Below are 20,086 nucleotides of genomic sequence, written 5' to 3'. Positions count from 1 at the left end.
TAGAAGCTCTAGGCATTCTTCATTGATTATTTGGTCACTCATTCTGACCTCCTTTTTAAAAACAATATCAAGACCACACGGGTCTTACCCATACTATGTGGTTCTTGCCTTCCTTTTTAAACCACTTATATGACAGTTTTTTGAAAGCGCAAAGTAAAATCTGGCCGCGTTTTGAATTACATCTCATGTAATCGATTACTTACGCAAACCCATCGCGAGCATGTAAATATTACATTACACTAGTGGTAAATAATTCGTACATTTAGCTTGATCGGCAAGAGATAATGCTGAATAATCATCGAAAAAGCAGGTTAATACGCTAGGTATTCATAAATATTCTAGTTTTAAGGCCTAAACAGAACAATTAAACGTAAAGAATAATGTACAATGACTAAATCAAAGGTATTGGGTAGTACTTTGATCATAGCTGGCACAACCATTGGTGCAGGTATGTTAGCGCTACCACTCGCTTCCGCTGGTATTGGATTTACCACCTCTCTTATCATTATGGTCGCACTTTGGGCACTGATGGCGTATACCGCCCTGCTCATGGTCGAGATCCATCAACACGCTGAGCAAGACGCGACCTTGCATACGTTAGCCAAACAGTTTCTCGGTACAAAAGGGAAATGGCTCGCGAGCTTTGCAATGATGTTTCTATTCTACGCACTATGCGCAGCGTACATTGCTGGTGGCAGCGCGCAGTTTGCTGAACGTATCTCGGGCTTTACCGGATTAGAAGTTTCAGGCACAACGGCGACTCTGCTGTTTACCTTGATCGTTGCCTCCGTGGTGACAATTGGTACATCGACAGTTGATAAAGTTAACCGAGTTCTATTCTTGGTAAAGATTGTCGCTATGGCATTGGTACTCACCTTCTTAGCGCCTAACGTCACAGAGTCTTACCTATTGAGCATGCCTGTCGAGCAAGGACTTGTGATTGCCGCTATCCCTGTCATTTTTACCTCTTTCGGTTTTCACGGCAGTATTCCAGCCATTGTTAACTACCTAGATGGTGACACTCCATCACTACGCAAAGCGATACTCATCGGCTCTGCAATTCCGCTCGTTATCTATGTTTTTTGGCAGGTCGTTACTTTAGGGGTGGTTGAGCAATCGACACTACTCGACAACCAAGGACTAAGCGCATTAATTGGTACACTTGCTACCACTGTGCACAAAACAAGTTTGGGCCAAACCATCGGTGTGTTCGCCGATCTAGCACTTCTGACATCCTTTTTAGGTGTTAGCCTAGGATTGTTTGAGTTCTTAGGTGACACGTTGAAAAAACAGGGTAAGCAACATTCTCGTGCGCTCGTTGGTTTAGTCACCTTCTTACCGCCGATGGGCTTTGCTCTGTTCTACCCTCAAGGCTTCATCATGGCTCTTGGTTACGCAGCGATTGCGCTTGTCGTTCTCGCTATTTTCTTACCAATTATGATGGTTAAAAAAGCGAGACTAGAGGCAACGACGCCGCATTACCAAGTATTGGGTGGTAACCCTGCACTTATCGCCAGCAGCGTAATTGGCGTACTGATTGTCGGTGCGCAAATTCTTATCACAATCGGTATATTGCCGTCGCTAGGCTAAGGCTTAACTCAAACAACAAAACGGCGTCCATGCGACGCCGTTTTTGATCCTTTCTCCATACAAATGAATAAAAACTTAAAACGCTTTGCAATTTTTCCGAAGGTCATCCGTTCCTATTATTCAACAACGATAAACAATCGATGAGGTTGATATGAAAACGAAGTTTAAGTTTGCCTTCACTGCTATTGCAGCTCTTGCCGCACTTGCCTCTTTTGTTGGCAATGCAGATAGCGATATGAAAAAACACACAACTTCAAATGGATATGAAGTTGCAACACTGGCTGGTGGTTGCTTCTGGTGTACAGAATCCGATCTTGAGAAATTTCACGGAGTGATCGATGTCGTTTCTGGCTACTCAGGTGGTGACGTTGAAAACCCAACCTATAAGCAAGTTTCTTCAGGCAAAACAGGACACATCGAAGTCATTGAAGTGAAATACGATCCTAAAGCCGTCAGCTATGAGCAGATTCTCGATCAGTTTTTCCGTCACATTGACCCAACCGACGATCAAGGTTCGTTTGTTGACCGCGGTCGCCATTACCGCCCTGCTATTTTCTACCATAATGCGGAACAAAAGCAGGTTGCTGAGCAGTTCATCGCCGAAATTGATGATTTGGGTATCTTTAAGAAGCCACTTAAAACCGAGTTGATCGAGTTTGATACGTTTTGGGTTGCCGAAGATTATCACCAAGACTACTACAAACGAAATAAGGTTCGTTACAACTACTATCGTTATGCGTCTGGCCGTGACAAATACCTCGATAACATCTTCGGTGAGGACCGAGAGGAAAACCCAGTCACTCTTCGTCAGCTAATTGATGAGAAAAAAGCGGTTTCAAATATCAAAGCTTACGACAAACCATCTGATAAACAGATCAAAGCTAAACTATCTGACATTCAATATTATGTAACCCAAGAGGAAGGAACAGAGCGCGCATTTAACAACGAATACTGGGATAACAAACAAGAAGGTATTTATGTGGATATCGTTTCTGGCGAACCTTTGTTCTCGTCAACCGACAAATACAAATCAGGGACTGGTTGGCCAAGCTTTACCAAACCGATTAATGAAGGTTACATCGTCACAAAAACTGATTATCACTTGCTCTACCCTCGTACTGAAGTGAGAAGCCGTTTTGCTGATTCGCACCTAGGCCATGTATTTAAAGATGGTCCAGCGCCTACTGGTCTACGCTACTGCATGAACTCCGCAGCGATGCGATTCATTCCCGCAGAGGAATTAGAAAAAGAGGGTTACGGAGAATACCTACATCTGTTCGACAGTTAATCCATCCAAACGTCGATAGAAAAAAGGGCAATCCCACACAGGGTTGCCCTTTCTTTTTTAATCTCAGGAAACCAATTATCACGCCTTCTGAAGCTCTTCACTCTTGACTTCGTCTCCGAGTTTAAAATAGATCTTAGAAACAGTGATTTCTGCAACTAAAATGGTAAACACTACCGCAAAGAAGGCTACGACACCGTTCAAAGGGCCGCTAAAGTCGATATCGCTACCAAAGGCTAAGTTGATTGCTTCAAGCATAACGAACTTCGAACCGACAAGAATGACATAAGAAGACAGACCGCGCATGATCTTCGGAGCAAGACCTTCTTTCGCTTTAAAGTATTCAGCCAGCTTGTGCTCTGCTTTGATAGACAGTTTTAGCAGCAACTGAAGAAGAATCGCAGCAGCCAATGAGATACTGAACGAACTGATAGTGACGTAGCCCCAAAACTCGTTGTATAGATTCAACACCGTTAAATCGACAAGAACGGCCAATGTGTAACCAACAAACAAACGCTGTGGAGTATTAAAACCATATACTTTCTCTGAAGTGCTCATATTTTTACCCTTATAAACGCCGATTGTTTAGGCTGCGAATCATCAACAAGGGTTATATTAGGAGCATATCTGGTCCAATAATTGCCATTTCACGCCAATTTATAGAGTTCCTTTAAATAACCCGAGTCACTTCATATCACGTTGCGGTTTAATGTTGAGCCAACAAAACGGTAATTTGAATGAAACATTAAAGTCCGAAACCTTTTATACAATAATTTGCCTTGGCGTAAGAGCATAAGTGCTTATACTAATAACCACTTAATAAAATCAACCTACTACACACAAACATGGCTAAAGCGACCGCTCAAGAAGCAGCTCTAACTCGTCAGAAAATCATCGATACCGCTTTGTTAATTACTCTGGAACAAGGCTTCGATAAAGTCACATTGGGTAACATCGCGAAAGCTATCCCTATGTCTCGCTCTGGTATTAACACTCACTTTGCTAAGAAAGACGATATCGCTCGGGAGTTAGAGCCTATTTTGACCAAGATCCTTTATCAAACACTCGATTTTAATTCTTGCGAGGCGTTTTATCACTCCTGGATAAAAGCCTTGCACAATTCCGCAGAGTTTCGCTCTTCTATCAGCGTTCTTGGCCCAATCATTCCACCAGACAAAGGGTTTACTGGACTAATGGCGCTCATACAAGGAGAAGATAAACAAATGATCGAAGCGACGATCTATCGAGCGATTGGATATGCGGTTGTAAACCTGCCTCAATACATGGCTCAAGACTAGGGTCACGTACAAGGTTCAAATTCAAGCACGAACTCTTCGTTGACTGTTGGCGGTGTATATTCAATGTAACAATTGTCACGAGTGATAAAATTCGCTTCATCGACGTAGTCTGAGAATGTGAAAAATAAGTGATGGGCAACACCATTTCGGTTGCCCGCAATGACAAAATCATCCCCTATTCCCACCCCGTCCATTAGGTATCTAAACGTCGTTGGCATATTTGCAGGGTAACCATAGCTAAACAAACATAGGTCACACCATTGCTGAATTTCAGGGTGAGAGAAAGACCACACTGACGGTTCAGACTCTAGGTTTTCAATAGCCAGTTTGGTATGGCTGATGTCTAGCGCAGACACGACCGATGCTTCTAATCCACGTAAAGAGGCATTTCTAGCATCGTTGGATAGGTTCAAAAAACGTGGCACGGCCGTAATCGCAAGGATCGCCAATACAACCACCACAAGCGTTAGTTCGATAAGAGTAAAGCCTTTTTGATTCACAGTAACTCCTCAATCAGCGCTCCATTCTGCTCAAAACCATCCATGAGAATAATTAATTTATAAAGTACTTGGTGTTTTCATTATTGATAGATTACACTCCCAGCCACTTAAAGTGCAATGCCCTTTAAGTGGCTTTATGAAATTAATCCATCAGAGTAAGAAATCCATGACCAATTATGACCATCAAGATATCAGTGCTGATGCTATATCTGATCAAATCAAAATCGAGTTGTTAATGCATGGATTCGCATGGGCTCTGGGCGCTGCGACGCTTTTCTACGTGACCATCTCTTATTATTTACTAGAGGGTTCAGCCGAACCCAATAGGGTGCAACATTGGGCGATAGGACTCTCACTCATAGTAACCTCGGTATATGCTTTTGGTTACAGTTACACATCACCATCGACAAAAAGTTATTGGTTATTACCTGCTATTCTCATTACGTTGAGCTTTAACCACACCGCGTTTGTCATCTATGACGCGTATCAGGCTCCTGATCACGCCCAGAAGCTGCTACTCATTGCTTTCCTCGTTCTATTAATGAGTTGGCATGCTAGTCGCGCAGTGCTTTTTATTGGCATTCTGCCAACAGTTTGTTTTTACGTAGTTTTGACCAGTTTTGAGCCGAACATTCGCAACATAGATATTGTCGTCAGTTTTGCGAAATTCCCTCTGCTATTAATCATATTTCAGGCAACTGTAAGACGTTACTTTCGAACCTCTGAACTGATTTTCATCGACAAACTAAAAACAATCCACCGCTTAAAGATCGATTCAAGCCACGACGCTCTAACCAAAACTAAGAATCGCCGAGGCTTTAATCATGACTTAGTGCGCGCGATCGAAATCGCTAATCGCACATCGACAGAACTATCCATCGCAATTATTGATATCGATTTCTTCAAACAGTACAACGATGCCTTAGGGCACCCTAAAGGCGACATATGTTTGGAAAAAGTGTCGCAGATTCTTAAACAGCATTGCCAACGTGCATCAGATACCGTTGCTCGCATTGGAGGCGAAGAATTTGCCCTCATCATGCCAGCAACTTCTAGCATCAACGGAATGACCATTGCCAATCGCATTCTAAATGCACTTGAAGTTAAAGCGATTCCTCACCCCAACTCTCAAATCTCTCATTCAGTTACGGTGAGCATTGGCGTTGCCAACTTGGAAGAAAATGATGACTTCCATTCTTTATATGAACGAGCCGACAAAGCCATGTACCGAGCGAAAGCTACAGGAAGAAATCGCGCAATAGCCTGCCAAAAAGATTGCCAAATTTGTTTTAAGGCACCCTTTACGTTCTATGAATAAGATACTCACTTGCCTAACTATCTTGATGACGGCCTATGCTTCTACCGTTAACGCACAAACGTTAGAAGTAGGCTTAATCGACCACGATCGTTACCCCTATTTCTATGCAAACCTCACCGACGGTAAACTCACCGGCTTATATATCGATATTCTCGATTTTATCAGTGTGGAAAGCGGCATTGAGTTTCACTACCAACGCTTGCCTCAAAAGCGACTAAGAGAATATATGAAAGTCGGTTTGCTCGATGTTGAACCGGGCATTGACGTAGATTGGCGCCAGCACCCTATGGAAATTGATAGCAGCGTCTATACAGATGTGCTGTTTAAATCAGAAGAAGTCATCGTCTTTAACCCTGATGTTTTCTCTAGAGACGCCTCCGTCGAAGAAATTATGGCCACTGACTCTTGCAGTGTGATCGGCTTCAACCCACCAGCAGATCCTCAGAAGCACCCCACTGTCGAGTTATATAGTGAGCCGCAAATTCTAGAGCTTTTGAAACTCAAGCGATGCTTTTGGGCTCAGATTCCATTGTACGTGTTAAAGAGTGACTACCGAGGACGAGTCTTAGCACATACAAGCCCCGTTGTTCGTTATCTTCTTAGAATTCGTCTTATAAAGAGTCAACAACATACCTTGCCTTCGCTCAATCGAGCGATCGAAAAACTGCACGCATCGGGGCGACTCGACGAACTCATTTACTTTTATACTGGGAGCGAATGATGCCATTCAAGCTTCGCCTCTTTTCTTGGTTAGTTTTAACATTGTTCTTTAGCGGTTCAATCCATGCAGAAGAAGACGCTAACCATACTAATGAGCTCACCAAAGAGATTTCTATGTTGGTGAGTACCTCTGTCTATAACCTAGACACTAAGCAAATACACCAGATCCTGACTGCCAAGATGGAGGTTCACCCTGAAATACGATTCATCACAGTCGAAGACTCCGCATTGAAACGACCTTTGGCCTTACTGGGTCGCAACAAACATAATCAAGTCGTGAGTGTAGAACGTATAGATGCACCTCAAACTGCTCATTTATCTGCATCCATTTATTATGACGATAAATCTATTGGAACCCTCTCTGTTTATACCTCGCCAGACGTGAATCAAAATGACTCCCGTGATTCACTTAATTACTTAGCTATTAGCGTTATGTTGGTCATCTTCGTTGGTTTACTGATTGGTATCTATCGAATGGTAACAACGTCACACAGTCGTCTTGGCAATTTAGCTTTTGGTACCAAACGTTTTGCCCAGCTCGTCATATGTGGACTTGTTATCTTTGTAACATTAACTGTCAGCGCAACGTATATGTTGCTGGCATACAATAAACAGTCCATCTTAGATTCCGGTCGTGACACCTTGCTACAGTACGTCACATCTTATAGTTCAACTTTGCGAAATGTGAGTGAGATTCGTAGTGCTACATTTGCACACATCTTTGCAAAGAACGAGTTCCAACGTTGTCTGTTTAAATTGCTCTCCGCCATCGAAAACGCTAATGATGAGCAAATAGAAAACTACAGCGACAAGATGACTAACTTGTGGTTTCGTTATCGTGAACTTGGCTACAGTCCGTCAAAAACGATCATTTCACCTAATGGCCAGTTCCTTTATCAACATGGACAGCCAATCGATATTGAACGCTTATTGACAGCCAACCCAGAGTTCTTAAAGATTACGTTAAGTGGTCAATCACAACTGATTCCGATAGTGTCGAAACATGCGGCCAAATTGATTTTTGCGACGCCGATCCATGACAATGCTTTAGATCAGATCGTCGCCATCGCGTTGATAGAGATGGAACTCGACAATTCTGAGTTAGATGACCTTTCACGTTTTTATTTCGGTTTAACAGGTGAAATCAGCGCCTTTACAAGCGAGGGTCTTCGAATAAGTAAGAGCCAACATTTACCTAATCATTCAAAGTCAGATAGCCAAAACCTAAATACCTTATCAACTCACATTCGTGATTCTGGTACACACTCCTCAACAGAGCTACGAGAGTTATATGACGCTCAAGGCAACAAGGTTTATGCCGTGTTATTTTCTGAACCGTCGGTTAATGCAGTGCTGGTGGCTAAAGTGGGTAAAGCTGAGTTACTCGAAGACTACTATCGCTTTAGAAATGGCTTACTCAGCATCGTAATTGCGATGCTTATATTTACAGTTCCTTCACTGCTATTTACGCTTTACGCTGGCAACCTATCTAACGCTTCATTAAAAGCGTCAAGAAAGGAGATCATTTCTAAACTTGGTCATGCCGCAGAGTTTAAAGACAATGAAACGGCCCTTCACATCGTCAGAATGAGTCGTTATACCGAAATTTTAGCCCGCAACTCTGGGCAGCCAGATAGCTGGGTTGAGTTGATTGGAACGGCTGCACCTATGCATGATATTGGCAAAATAGGTGTCCCAGATGCGATCCTCAAAAAGCCAGGCAAGCTTGATGCAGATGAATGGAAAGTGATGCAACAACACCCTTGTTTCGGCGCAGAAATTCTTGGTAATACTGAAGGCTCAGAGTTACTCAGTGTTGCAAAAGAAATTGCCCTCTTTCACCATGAAAAATGGGATGGCTCAGGCTATCCTTTCGGCTTAAAGAGTACCGATATTCCTTATTCGGCTAGAATTGTTGCCATCGCAGATGTTTTCGATGCTTTGACCAGCGAACGCCCTTACAAAAAAGCTTGGCCATTTGATCAAGCTGTATCACACATAGTCGGCCAGTCCGAAATACATTTTGACCCCGACCTGATCCGAACTTTTGTCGATTCTCTTACTGAGTTTAAGCTTGTAATGCTCAAGTTTTCAGACGAGCCGTCCGAGGCTAATTGATCAGTCGAAATGATTTGAAAGATTTATACCGCTGCTTGGTTCTTCTAATCGTAGGATAAGGAGAATCACAATGAATAAGTATCTGTATGCAATCGCATTGATTCTGCCGTGGTCGACGACAGCGTTTGCAGAAGACAAGTATTACGATTTCGGTTTCGTTGGCGCGAGCGCAACGTATGGACAAAGCGTATTTACTGATGGAAATAAGGCGCAAGCCTCTTTAGAACCGAATCTCTTTTATAACGGAAAGTATGGATTCGTAGATGGTAGTTTAGTGAACATCTCTATCCTTCCTTATGTGGGTTTTTCAGGTAATTGGCGTTTTTCAGAAGTATCGAACGATTTTGACGACTTGCCCGATGGAATCAACGACAGAGATGGTAACGGAGAATTGGGACTGACTATTGGTACAGTGGGTGCGCGAGTCACTTTTCTTCATGATGTCACTGACCAGCATGATGGATATGAAGTACAACTCCATTTAGGTCATACACTCGACCTGCCTTTCGAGCAGCTTACTTTCACGCCTTATATTGAGATTGATTATCGAGATAGCAAGCTTTCACGCCACCTCTATTCCATCTCAGCTCAAGAGGCCACCCAATCTCACTTTGATTCATTTGAGGCCGATGAAACTTGGGTTTATCAAGCTGGACTCATCAGCATTTATGACATCACTCAAGATTGGTTAGGGCTTGCTAAATTGGAAGTCCAACACCATGATTCAAATAGTCCGATTATTCAACGCGACCTCGGTTGGAACATCAGTTTAGGTATCGTTTACAAATTTACGGACTGACAAAAATAAACCCCAGGAGATTACTCGACTGGGGTTTGTCATTAAATGTGTTCGGCTAAGGTTACTTCATCACTCGCGCTTTGAAGTTACGCCCTTTCATTTTGCCTGTTTGAAGCTGCTTCAATGCTGGCTTAACGATGTCATGTTCAAGAGCAACGTAAGAGACCATCGCAAGAATGTTGATCTTACCAATCTTCTTGCCGTCTAACCCTGCTTGTTTCGTCAGTGCGCCGAGAATGTCACCCGCGCGTACCTTTTGCTTTTTACCACCTAGAATCTGGATGGTTTGCATCTTAGGATAGAAAGCGCGTTCAACCGGCTTCTCAGGCAACTCTGAAGGTGAAATAGCGATGTCCATGTACTCGTCAATACGTGCCACACGGTACTCTTCTTTCTCACTGTAGAAACTAAATGCAACACCTTTCGAACCTGCACGGCCAGTACGACCAATACGGTGAACATGCACTTCAGGGTCACGCGATAACTCAAAGTTGAATACCGCATCGAGGTTATCAACATCGAGACCACGGGCTGCAACGTCTGTCGCCACAAGGATAGAGATACTCTTGTTAGCAAACATTGTCAGCGCCTGTTCGCGTTCACGCTGCTCCATGTCGCCGTGCAGTTCAACGACACTAAAGCCACGGTGGCTCAGCTCATCTGTTACGTTTTGCACCTCTTTCTTGGTGTTACAGAACACAACTGAAGATTCAGGCTTATGAGTAAGCAGCAGTGCTTCTAGTGCGTCATCGCGCTCTTCGGTGGTATTAAGCTTGAAGAAACGTTGTTCGATGGTGCTCTTTTGGTGCGTTGACTCAACTTTAACCATCTCTGGGTCAACCATCACTTTGGCTGCCAATGAATGGATATTGTCCGGGAAGGTTGCACTGAACAGTAAAGTTTGACGTTTACTTGGCGCAGCTTCAATGATGGTATCGATCGCATCTTCAAAACCCATGTCTAACATTCTGTCTGCTTCATCAAGAACCAAAGTATTCAGTTCATCAAGGCTAATACGCCCTTTTGACATGTGGTCAAGAATACGGCCTGGTGTACCAACAAGAATATGAGCACCATGCTCAAGCGAGCCAATTTGCGGGCCCATAGGCATACCGCCACACAGCGTTAGCACTTTAATGTTGTGAATACCGCGAGCCAGTGTGCGGATCTCTTTAGCGACTTGGTCCGCAAGCTCACGTGTGGGACATAGCACCAAGGTTTGAACACGGAAACGTTTTACGTTCAAATTGCTCAACAGGCCTAATGAGAATGTCGCGGTTTTACCCGAACCCGTCTTACCTTGGCCAATTACGTCTTTGCCTTCTAATACCATAGGCAGTGCTTGCTGCTGGATTGGCGTCATTTCGTTATAGCCTAGGCTATCGAGTGTTTCTAGTAGCTCAGGGCGCAGGCCAAGTGTTTTGAATGATGTTGTCACAATAGTATCCTTTAAGGATGAATAAGCCGATACATCGACTTAATTTAAAAACAAAAACCGCCTCGATAATGAAGCGGTTTGAAATGGGTTAATTCGTCAGCCTAGCCTTATCGAATTCCGTGAAGGAACTCATGTCTTGTCGCAGGGTTTGACTTAAAGATACCACCCAATGCCGTTGTGGTGGTCTCGCTCGTGGCATCCATGACTCCACGAGATTTTACGCAGTAGTGCGTAGCATCAATAGTGACCGCAACATCGTCAGACTCTAGCAATGTTTGCAATGCCACCAGAATTTGTTGTGTCATGCGCTCTTGCACTTGAGGGCGCTGAGCAAAGAATCGAACAATACGATTGATCTTTGATAGACCAATAATTTTACCGCGTGGAATATAAGCAACAGCAGCGCGACCATCGATGGTCACCAAGTGGTGCTCACAGGTGCTTGTCACAGTAATGTCTTTAACGCGAACCATCTCGCTCACGTTCATTTTGTTCTCAATAACCGTGATTTTAGGGAAGCTTGCGTAGTCTAGACCAGAGAAGATTTCATCGACGTACATTTTAGCGATACGACGTGGTGTTTCTTCTAAACTATCATCGGTAAGGTCAAGTTCTAATAGAGAGAGAATTTCATGCATATGATGCTGAATTTTTTCCTTTTTCTCTTCTCGACTGTACTGATTAGGCACCATTGGTGTCTCTAATCCACGGCTTTCTAGCGCATCTTTTACCAACTTTGCGGATTCGCTAAGACCTGACATTCCACTACCTCTTACTTTACCCCTTTCGGATGGCAGACAAGGATACTCGGATTTTTGAATAATTACACCCATATTTTATCGAAGGTCATTATTGCACAAGGCTTTCTGTGCTAAAGTGATTCGATTATCTGACAATAATAAAAGATTAGGATTTTTTGATATGGGCTGCTGTGATGCTCCGGGCTTGATGCCAATCGAAGACGCGATGGAAAAAATGCTATCGCCTATTAAACCTATCCAAACGACGTTAAAACTTCCTCTTGCTGATGCCATCGGCTATGTTTTGGCCGAAGACATCCTCTCCCCTATTTTTGTACCGCCATTCGATAACTCAGCAATGGATGGTTACGCGATCCGATTAGCCGATTTAGCGCAAAACAACGTGATGCCGCTGGCAGGTAAGTCGTTTGCTGGCCAACCTTTCGAAGGTGAATGGCCTCAAGGTCACTGCGTACGAATTATGACTGGCGCAAAAATCCCAGAAGGCTGTGATGCGGTCATCATGCAAGAAAACACTCAAATGACCGATGCCGGCATTCAATTCAATCAAACCGATGTTAAGCCGCAAAACAATATTCGCCCGATGGGTGATGACATCACTCAAGGCGCGACCGTTTTGGCTAAAGGTGCACGTCTAACCGCTCGCGATATTCCGATGATTGCGACGCTAGGTATTAGTCATGTCACGGTCGTTCGTAAACCTCGCGTTGCGTTCTTCTCGACAGGTGATGAGTTAAAGCCGCTTGGTGAAACACTACAAGACGGTCAAATCTATGACAGTAACCGTTACGGTATTAAACCACTGATTGAAAACTTCGGCTGCGAAGCGATTGACTTAGGTATTATTCCTGACTGCCCTGAAACGCTTAAAGCGACTTTTGAACAAGCTCAAACACTGGCTGATGTTGTTGTCACTTCTGGCGGCGTCAGCGTAGGCGAAGCCGATTACACTAAAGATATTCTTGAAGAGTTAGGTGAAATTGGTTTCTGGAAGCTGGCGATTAAACCGGGCAAACCTTTTGCCTTTGGTAAGCTGTCTACGGCTTGGTTCTGCGGTCTTCCGGGTAACCCTGTATCAGCCGTATTAACCATGTATGTTCTTGTTCAACCACTGCTTGCAAAACTAGCAGGTCACAGTGAGTGGAAAGCGCCAGAATCTATCCCAGCAATTACACGTAGCGCGTTTAAAAAAGCCCCTGGTCGTACAGACTACCAACGTGGCATCTACTCTATTGAAAATGGTCAGTTCGTTGTTGAAACGACGGGAAATCAAAGCTCTGGAGCATTCCGTTCGATGAGCCTTGCTAATTGCTTCGTGGTACTAGAACGCGAACGCGGTCGTGTTGAGGCTGGTGAAACGGTCAACATTCAACTGTTTAATTCAACATTATACTAGGGGCATTCTTTGGAGATTTTATCTGACCAAGAGATGCTGCGTTACAACCGCCAGATCATCCTTAAACAGTTTGACTTTGAAGGGCAAGAGGCGCTCAAACAGAGTTCAATCCTGATTTTGGGCGCTGGCGGCTTGGGTTGTGCTTCAAGTCAGTATCTAGCAACAGCAGGTGTGGGAAAGCTAACCTTAATTGACGACGATGTTGTCGAGCTTTCTAACTTGCAACGTCAAGTGCTACACCATGACTCAGACATCGGCGTAAAAAAGGTTGAATCGGCAGCAAGTTCATTACAGCAGCTAAACCCTCACCTTGTTGTAGAGACTATTGATAAACGCTTAAGCGACATTGAGCTACGATCTCTGATTGAGCGACATACACTAGTATTGGATGCGTCTGACAATGTCGAGACTCGCAACCAGCTCAACAAACTGTGCTTTGAACTAAAAACGCCATTGGTGTCTGGCGCAGCAATCCGAATGGAAGGCCAAGTCAGCGTGTTCACCTATCAAGATGAGACACAACCTTGTTACCAATGTCTAAGTGCTCTCTTCGGTAATGCGGCGTTAAGCTGTGTTGAAGCGGGAGTAATGGCGCCAGTCGTCGGAATTATTGGTGCCGTTCAAGCAATGGAAGCCATTAAAGTGATCGCTAATTACGGCACGCCGAAGCAAGGCAAAATCTTAATGCTGGATGCCATGAGCATGTCTTGGCGCGAAATGAACCTTATGAAGATGCCTAACTGTCCAGTTTGCGGTTAGATCGCATTATAAGACAAAGCCAGCATTTACGCTGGCTTTACCATTTAGGCTAGTTTATCCATAGTTCTTTGATAAACTACACCTTTTATGCTTTCAGGCCTAACCGGAACTGAATGGAAAAAACCTTGTTGATGATGCCCACCAATTTTCTCCAACGCTTTACACATTTCGTCATTTTCGACACCTTCAAACAAAACTCTAGCATTTTTAACAGAAGCGAGCTTATTCGCTTCCTCAATCACTTGCTTGTAATCTGTGTTGTGTTCAAAGCTCCACGTTATTGACTTATCAATTTTAATTTCATTAACAGGTAGCTTCATGACACGTTCGATGTTGGAGGACTCAATTCCAAAATCGTCAATCGACAGCTCAAACCCTTGCAAACGTAATTTTAAACAACTCGCTAGCAATTCACGTTCAATCGAAGAGACTAACCCTTGTTCCGTTATTTCGATCACGATTGTGTGCTCAACGCCTTGTTCATAAATAGCCACAAGTTGATCAACAATGGATTGATCCACTAGCAAATTCGGGTCAATGTTCAGAGAAAAGCGAACAGATTGATCTAATTGTCCAAAGTAATTTTTGTAGTCTTGGACAAATTTGCTGATCACAATTTCTGTAAATCGCTTCTGTTTTCCTAAGTTCTCGACCATCGGCAGAAAATAGCTTGGTGGTAAAAGTGAACCATTTTCATCAGACCAACGTGACAAAACTTCAAATCCACACACTACATCAATATCCGAAATAACTTGCGATTGATAGACGAGTTCAATTGGGAAGTCATCGCCGTCAAGTGGCGCCATTGTGGGTATGCTTGGTTTAGGTACATTGGTTTCTTGTTGTAAGATTGATTCGACTAACTGGGACATCTGCTCTGTCCAAATTGGCTTTTCTAGCGATGCGACGATATTCAAATCATATAACTTACCCAACATGCTTACCGAACTAACTATCGACTTATCTAACCCAGAAGTAATAACAATCTTCGCTTGAGATTCATTTTTTGAAAGCATACTCAACAATTCGAAACCGTCTCCATCAGGCATCATGATGTCCATAATAATGAGATCAAAACTCTGATTCTTCATTTTGCTCATTGCTTCATAGGCATTTTCAGCGAAGACAATCGAAAGCTTCATATCAATAGACGAAACGGCATTACTTAGGATTTCACGTGATAATTCAACATCATCAACAATGAGTACTGATTTATTCATTTTCTTCACCTTTATATTGAGCAATAAGGTTCATCCATGAACGTTGAGACTTTATTTTCTTAGATTCAATTGACATTAACTTGCTAGATTTTTCAGCTATTCTTAGCGTTTTGTATTCGAATCCCAATGAGAACAACAGATCGAACATCTTTTTATCATTTTGTAGAATACACATCTTTCTTTCGGGGTTTAGACTGTGAATATATTTGTAGGCTTCACGACCTAACGTATCCTTAACTACGACTGGGCTGATGCAATTGAATGACGCAACTAAGTGAATGTCTTCTTCCAACTCTATCTCAGCCGTTAAGTGTTCTTGCAGCGCTGACTTATTGACGGTAAGCACATGCCCGATTAACTGCCCATAAAACGTCACTAAGTTTAACTCGCCGTTATGCTGATCGATTAAATTTTCCATGATTGCCAGGCGAGTCATTCCTTTTTGAAGCATTTCAGAAAACAACACATTTGATTCAAATTCAAACACCAACTCAATCAGCTCTTTATGGCGTCTCAGTTCGTACATATTGGTGGCATTAATAATAAGGACAGTTGAGCTTAACGTATCTAACACATCGATATACCCGCTTCGTTTTAGCTTTTTATAGTAAGAAGGCAAAGATTTCACATTCCCCTCTTTGTCCCAAACGGTAAAAATATCGACACCAATTAAATCCAACAACTCATTTTGACGCGTCAAATGCGGTTTGGTCACCCCCCTTTCCCAACGGCTTAGCGTCACGACATCTAAATTATTAAAGTCATCGTTGCTGCGTTGAACAGCATCAACGAATTCCGTTTGAGACAACCCATTTTTTGTTCTGAACTCTTTAATTATTTCCCCAAACATATTTTTCTTTCTTTCGCTTATCGTGATTTAGCTTATTTTTGTTTAAATCAGTGAAAAAGCTAAGGGCAGATCGAGATTTCAAAAAAAAGAAATGCTCTAATTTTTCTTGTGTCTTGCTCGAAGTATTTAACCCGAAACGCAAAAAGCCCTGGTACATAAGAGATCGTAGCCAGGGCAAAGAGAGTGGAGCGTTATTTTTTATTCATAAACGCCATTTGCAAACAGTCTTTTAAATCCTGTTCTGCAATAGGTTTCGTTAGATAACTATCAAAATAACTGTTCATATCCGCTTGTTCCGTCAGTGTCGCTCTTGCGGTTACTGCAACAATCGGAAGTAAGGGGTTACAACTGGCTAACTCTTTGGCCAGTCCAATACCATCCATTACTGGCATTGATATATCAGTTAGAACAACATCAACCTCTTGCTCACTGACCACCTTCAAGGCTTGTAGCCCGTCTTCAGCAAACAGGCAATCAAACCCAAGCTCAGACAAGTGATAAGCCAGTATTTCTCGATTGAACTCGACGTCATCAACAACCAGTGCTTTTACACCGCTGTATAACTGAGACACAGGCGAGCTAAGTTCTAATAAAGGAACTGATACCTCCCCTAACGGCTTAAAACTGGCCTTAGAGAGCGGAAGGCGCAGTGAGAATGTACTCCCTGAGCCAACCTCACTGCTTACTTTGATCGTACCGCCCATCAGTTCAATGATGGTTTTGGTAATCGCTAGCCCCAACCCGAACCCAAACTGCTGGTCTTCATCGTTTACCTGCTCGAAGTCATTGAATACTTTATCAAGCTTCTCGGGCGGTATTCCAACACCGGTATCAATCACGTCGATGTGAAGTTGCTCTTGCTTCAGGTAACAACAAACCGTGACCTTACCCTCACCAGTGAACTTAATCGCATTTGAAACGACATTACTGATGCACTGCTTTAGCCTTAGCTCGTCAACATAGAGCACAAACCCTTGCTCGACACAGTTATCCATGTTTAGCGTTAAGCCCTTACCTTGAGCTAAAGGGAAGAAAGTGTGTTCTATGGCGCCAAGCACCTCTTTGAACTCTACTTCTTTTGGGTTAAGCGTGTAGCTCGACGCTTGCAGGCGTTCGAAATCCAAAAGGTCATTCACTATCCCTAGTATTGTGTTGCTTGCACTCGAGATCCCATTCAGTTGATGATTAAACTGCATGAGATTGACTTCTTTGCTTAACATATGGGTATAGCCAATGATCGCATTCAGTGGTGTACGTATTTCATGTGATACGTTGGAGAGTAACGTTGATTTCTCTGCATTGGCATCACTCGCTTGCTTTGCTGCTAACTCATATTGAGCCGTTCGAAGCGTAACGTCCTCTTCTAACCCTGAGATCAAAGTGCTGATTTGAACTCCCGCCTCGCTATACGCTTTAGAGAGTTGTTCAATTTCTTCACCGTTGCCCTTGAGCGTTATGGTCGCCCTAGCAAAATCGCCTTGCTTTAGCGCCTTTGCTTGCGCGGTTAGTATACCAATGGGTGCAATCAAACGTTTAACCACCATCGCGTTGATCGCTAAAAAGAGTAGCAATAGCATGCCCGTTGCGAGTGTGAATTTCTCAATCAACAAACTATCGGACAGCAACAAAGCTTGTTTTGTCGTTGCGTAACTCGACCTAACCACTGATTCTGGAGTAACAAGTATTAAGCGCCACCCAGTTACTTCGTTGCGTACGAACGTTATGTTAAAAATCCCGTGAATCGCGTTCACTACCATACTGCCAAAGTTGTTTGACGTTATTTGCGCAGCAACACTTTTCGAATTCGAGCTACTGTCTGTCATATATCGAAGCAATGTCAGTGGATCTTGTTTCAGATTGGAAGCAACTAAGTTGCCATCTTCATCGACTAAAAAATAACGATATTGTAATTTTTCAATCATGCTCTTGAAGGCCAATGAATTTGAAAAGTAGTCCAAGTTCACATCAAACTTTAACATCCCACTCGGCCAGTGTTCTGGAAAGACATAAACATTAAAGTGCGTAACCACATTTCCTGATGTTTTCTTTTCAATGAACATCGATTTATAACGACCAAAGTCCGACACGGATGCTTTATGGTCGCTTTGTTCAACTTGGCCATCATGAATACGAATTTCTTGACGTGTTTTAGTATCAATAAACGTCACTTCATTGATGAAAGTTTTAAGGTTTCGATTTATGTGTGCTAGTTCAGCATCACGCAGTTGAGTGGTCTTATCTGCTTGCACATAGTCATGAGCAAAGTCACCCGACATATGCTCAATATCTTCAACGATCAGCTCAATCTCTTTGTTAAGACTGACACTTTGCGCCTTGACGAACGTCAAGAGCAAATCACGGTTATGACCCATGATATTTTCTTTTATCTCGTTAAACTGGCCAATCGATGTTCGCTGAACAATGTTCATGGCAGCGTATGCGAGAAAGGCAGCAAAAAGAACAACGATCAAGGCGTTCGCAGTGATTATTCTATTTTTAAATGACATTTAGCTGCCTCGACCAAAGCAAAGATTAATCAAAGACTCAATGATATGCTGCAAGGTATTTTGACGCGCGACTGGACTGACAATGTCGCCATAAGATTCTAGCTTTTGACAAACATGGGCCGCATCAGCAGCACCACACATTAATGCAATCCCCTTTACTTTATGAGCATGTGAACAGTTAGTTGGTGTGTCAGCAACTACCTCCGCCATCACTTTTTTCAAACTTTTAATCGCAATGGCACGAAAAGAGAGCCCTTTCTCTGAGTAATATTCAGCGCCAGTAGACTTCATAAAAAGATCATGATTAATAGAATACATATTGACTCCGAGCTTGGTAATAGACTCTATTATTGTCACAAACCAGAGGGGGTAGGCAAATTGGCATATTGAAAAATTGCAAATCAAAGATGCTCATTGGCATTTAACATTTCCCTTATATAAATCTGCCGCATCTTAAAAATATTAATCTGGCAAAATCCTTTGTTTTTAAACCACAGAGCAAAGGTAATGAATACACTATTTCGTCGGGCTTTTACGCATTTGGAACCACTCGGAAACGTTAGGGTAAAATACCTGTTCGGCGTAAACACGCTTTCAGTAGATGGTATTTTGTTGTTGATATTTAAGGGTGGTCGATTCTACTTACGAAGTACAAAAGACCAAGATGACTATTTTCAACGCAAGGGTTACGAGCAGTTTGATGCACTTTCTTTGGGTGTCATCCTCCCGAGTAACTTCTTTCAGCTAAATATTCCCCCTTGGAAAGATACGCTCTTTCTATGCGAAGCGTCTGTCGTTATTGACAGCATTAAGGCCAATCGAAGCAGCTATGCAACCAACCCAGCACGTTTGAGGGACCTACCAAACATACAATCAACAACTGAACGTCTTTTGAATAAAGCAGGAATAGATTCGGTTGATCAGCTAAAAAACATGGGCACTTTAAAGGCAGTCGAAGCTATTTCACGCCAAACACATTATCGACCAACAATAGAACTTTTTTGGACACTAGAAGGTGCGATTCAAGGCGTTCATCGTTCACTTCTTCCTCCACCAATAAAAGACACATTACGGAACGCTGCTCTTCACTTTATTTGCTAGCTTTTGATTTTATTCGTTAAAGTTAACCACCAGCTACTTCCAAATACCAAATGAGTGCCTAAATCAGTACAGATTAGGCACTTCGGTCCTATTTTGCATTCGACTGCCATTACCCATTGAGTCATTCTCACGTTATAGTAACTTCATTTAACGTTGAAACTACATGCACATTCATCTAATTAAAGGCCCACTTACGCTGGTTATCAGACACGAAGATAATCAGGATCTCACCTCTACACATACTATTCATTTAACCTTAACTGAGTATCAAGTGCTCGAACAGTTGCTCAAACACCAAGGACAACACATATCTAAACGAGACCTCATAAAGTCAGGTTGGCCAAATTCTATCGTGTGCGACAATGCGTTAAACATGGTAATCATGTCACTACGTAAAAAGCTATTTATTTTCAAAGAGATAGAAAT

Annotated in this window: 19 protein-coding genes; 11 read left to right on the top strand and 8 right to left on the bottom strand. The window is 42.8% G+C overall.

The features are described 5' to 3' along the window. Positions 1–387 precede the first annotated feature (387 nt). Together F0231_RS14820 and msrB are read left to right on the top strand one after the other, a co-directional pair. Positions 388–1,590 (top strand): aromatic amino acid transport family protein, encoded by a 1,203-nt coding sequence (locus F0231_RS14820; protein ID WP_171760476.1) that lies wholly within the window; start codon positions 388–390, stop codon positions 1,588–1,590. Positions 1,591–1,741: 151 nt separating this feature from the next. Then, a complete protein-coding gene (msrB, locus tag F0231_RS14815) occupies positions 1,742–2,878 on the top strand; it encodes a peptide-methionine (R)-S-oxide reductase MsrB (RefSeq protein WP_171760475.1) in 1,137 nt (378 codons plus the stop codon). Between the two features lie 78 nt (positions 2,879–2,956). On the opposite strand, the gene F0231_RS14810 is transcribed toward msrB, so the two are convergent. Then, on the bottom strand, positions 2,957–3,433 hold the full coding sequence (locus F0231_RS14810) for a hypothetical protein (RefSeq protein WP_171760474.1): 477 nt from the start codon (positions 3,431–3,433) through the stop codon (positions 2,957–2,959). 287 nt (positions 3,434–3,720) lie between these two features. On the opposite strand from F0231_RS14810, the gene F0231_RS14805 reads away from it, so the two are divergent. Beyond that, entirely contained in the window at positions 3,721–4,173 is a 453-nt protein-coding gene (locus F0231_RS14805; RefSeq protein WP_171760473.1) for a TetR family transcriptional regulator, read from the top strand. A gap of 2 nt (positions 4,174–4,175) precedes the next feature. Here the strand turns inward: F0231_RS14805 and F0231_RS21165 are convergent, their stop codons facing one another. Then, complete coding sequence (locus F0231_RS21165; RefSeq protein ID WP_171760472.1) at positions 4,176–4,673, bottom strand: prepilin-type N-terminal cleavage/methylation domain-containing protein; 498 nt, start codon at positions 4,671–4,673, stop codon at positions 4,176–4,178. 136 nt (positions 4,674–4,809) lie between these two features. Between F0231_RS21165 and F0231_RS14795 the strand changes: the two genes are divergently transcribed. From F0231_RS14795 to F0231_RS14780, 4 genes are all read left to right on the top strand, one after another. Next, a complete protein-coding gene (locus F0231_RS14795; RefSeq protein ID WP_171760471.1) occupies positions 4,810–5,991 on the top strand; it encodes a GGDEF domain-containing protein in 1,182 nt (393 codons plus the stop codon). Then, positions 5,984–6,712 carry a hypothetical protein gene (locus F0231_RS14790; RefSeq protein ID WP_171760470.1) on the top strand — a complete coding sequence of 243 codons (729 nt, stop codon included), beginning with the start codon at positions 5,984–5,986 and terminating at the stop codon, positions 6,710–6,712. The genes F0231_RS14795 and F0231_RS14790 overlap by 8 nt, the downstream gene beginning before the upstream one ends. Further along, positions 6,709–8,829 carry an HD-GYP domain-containing protein gene (locus F0231_RS21245; protein WP_367613479.1) on the top strand — a complete coding sequence of 707 codons (2,121 nt, stop codon included), beginning with the start codon at positions 6,709–6,711 and terminating at the stop codon, positions 8,827–8,829. The genes F0231_RS14790 and F0231_RS21245 overlap by 4 nt, the downstream gene beginning before the upstream one ends. A gap of 70 nt (positions 8,830–8,899) precedes the next feature. Continuing rightward, entirely contained in the window at positions 8,900–9,628 is a 729-nt protein-coding gene (locus F0231_RS14780) for a MipA/OmpV family protein (protein WP_171760469.1), read from the top strand. Between the two features lie 61 nt (positions 9,629–9,689). On the opposite strand, the gene dbpA is transcribed toward F0231_RS14780, so the two are convergent. Further along, the gene (dbpA, locus tag F0231_RS14775) at positions 9,690–11,069 is read right to left on the bottom strand and encodes an ATP-dependent RNA helicase DbpA (protein ID WP_171760582.1); all 1,380 of its coding nucleotides are present in this window, start codon (positions 11,067–11,069) and stop codon (positions 9,690–9,692) included. A 104-nt stretch (positions 11,070–11,173) separates the two neighbouring features. Then, a complete protein-coding gene (gene folE, locus F0231_RS14770; RefSeq protein ID WP_171760468.1) occupies positions 11,174–11,827 on the bottom strand; it encodes a GTP cyclohydrolase I FolE in 654 nt (217 codons plus the stop codon). 160 nt (positions 11,828–11,987) lie between these two features. On the opposite strand from folE, the gene moeA reads away from it, so the two are divergent. Continuing rightward, entirely contained in the window at positions 11,988–13,223 is a 1,236-nt protein-coding gene (gene moeA / locus F0231_RS14765; RefSeq protein WP_171760467.1) for a molybdopterin molybdotransferase MoeA, read from the top strand. A 9-nt stretch (positions 13,224–13,232) separates the two neighbouring features. After that, positions 13,233–13,982 carry a molybdopterin-synthase adenylyltransferase MoeB gene (gene moeB / locus F0231_RS14760; protein ID WP_171760466.1) on the top strand — a complete coding sequence of 250 codons (750 nt, stop codon included), beginning with the start codon at positions 13,233–13,235 and terminating at the stop codon, positions 13,980–13,982. Positions 13,983–14,026: 44 nt separating this feature from the next. Here the strand turns inward: moeB and F0231_RS14755 are convergent, their stop codons facing one another. The 4 genes from F0231_RS14755 to F0231_RS14740 all read right to left on the bottom strand — a co-directional run bounded on the left by F0231_RS14755 (position 14,027) and on the right by F0231_RS14740 (position 18,877). After that, complete coding sequence (locus F0231_RS14755; RefSeq protein WP_171760465.1) at positions 14,027–15,202, bottom strand: EAL domain-containing protein; 1,176 nt, start codon at positions 15,200–15,202, stop codon at positions 14,027–14,029. Next, complete coding sequence (locus F0231_RS14750) at positions 15,195–16,052, bottom strand: helix-turn-helix domain-containing protein (RefSeq protein ID WP_171760464.1); 858 nt, start codon at positions 16,050–16,052, stop codon at positions 15,195–15,197. The genes F0231_RS14755 and F0231_RS14750 overlap by 8 nt, the downstream gene beginning before the upstream one ends. 191 nt (positions 16,053–16,243) lie before the next feature. Continuing rightward, entirely contained in the window at positions 16,244–18,559 is a 2,316-nt protein-coding gene (locus F0231_RS14745; protein WP_171760463.1) for an ATP-binding protein, read from the bottom strand. Beyond that, positions 18,560–18,877: an Hpt domain-containing protein gene (locus F0231_RS14740; protein ID WP_171760462.1), complete on the bottom strand. Its 318-nt coding sequence runs from the start codon at positions 18,875–18,877 to the stop codon at positions 18,560–18,562. Between the two features lie 189 nt (positions 18,878–19,066). Between F0231_RS14740 and F0231_RS14735 the strand changes: the two genes are divergently transcribed. Next, positions 19,067–19,660, top strand: a complete 594-nt coding sequence (locus tag F0231_RS14735; RefSeq protein ID WP_171760461.1) for a TfoX/Sxy family DNA transformation protein — start codon at positions 19,067–19,069, stop codon at positions 19,658–19,660. Positions 19,661–19,823: 163 nt separating this feature from the next. Next, positions 19,824–20,086 (top strand): helix-turn-helix domain-containing protein (locus F0231_RS14730; protein WP_171760460.1); only part of this gene is annotated, 263 nt, incomplete at its 3' end.

The organism is Vibrio sp. RE86 (genome assembly GCF_013114545.1).
Lineage (GTDB): Bacteria > Pseudomonadota > Gammaproteobacteria > Enterobacterales > Vibrionaceae > Vibrio.
The sequence above is the reverse complement of the archived record's forward strand: the minus strand, read 5'-3'. Positions and strand labels throughout refer to the sequence as shown.